The sequence below is a fragment of the Paenibacillus periandrae genome (assembly GCF_022458865.1).
GTDB classification, from domain to species: Bacteria; Bacillota; Bacilli; order Paenibacillales; family NBRC-103111; genus Paenibacillus_S; species Paenibacillus_S periandrae.
Window position 1 is genome coordinate 1 of record NZ_JAJNMU010000120.1, and the last position, 541, is coordinate 541.

Genomic DNA, 541 nt, shown 5'->3' on the forward strand with positions numbered 1-541 from the left:
GGAAATGGAGCGCCACAGCCGATTGTCCGAGCTGATGACTGCCGGGTCTGGTTCGGAGTCATGGCAGGTAACGGATCTGCGTCATTATTTATATGTGCAGACGTCGAAGCGGGCATCCGATCCGACGCTGCAGAAAGCGCCCTGTATCGATATCCGGGTGAAATTGAAGGGCTCGCTGACTGTGTATTCCAGTTCCTTTGACGATATTCGAATCGGGAAGTTCCGGGCGGTTTACGAGGGGGCGTACGAATGGTTCTCAACGACCGTGAAACTGCCGGAGGGCACAACCATGAATGATATTGAAGCAATTGAGGCGAAGCTGCTGAGCGGCGGCGATCAGGCTGTGACGGTCAGCGGGATGAAGGCATTTATGCTGACGGAAGACCATTTGCCGGGTCCGGCTGTGGAGTCACTAGATGCCATACTTCTTACTACAGATGAACCTGTAGGCCAATTATGGCAGGTGCTGTTATGATTACGCTTGTTGATGTCGGAGGACGATTGACTTCAGCCGCATCGAAGAGCCAGATTATCTATGCGT

Annotated in this window: 1 pseudogene; it reads left to right on the top strand. The window is 53.0% G+C overall.

What is annotated here, in order from left to right:
• Positions 1-475 (top strand): annotated as a pseudogene (locus LRL21_RS44835) (hypothetical protein); the annotation flags it as partial.
• Between the last annotated feature and the right edge of the window lie 66 nt (positions 476-541).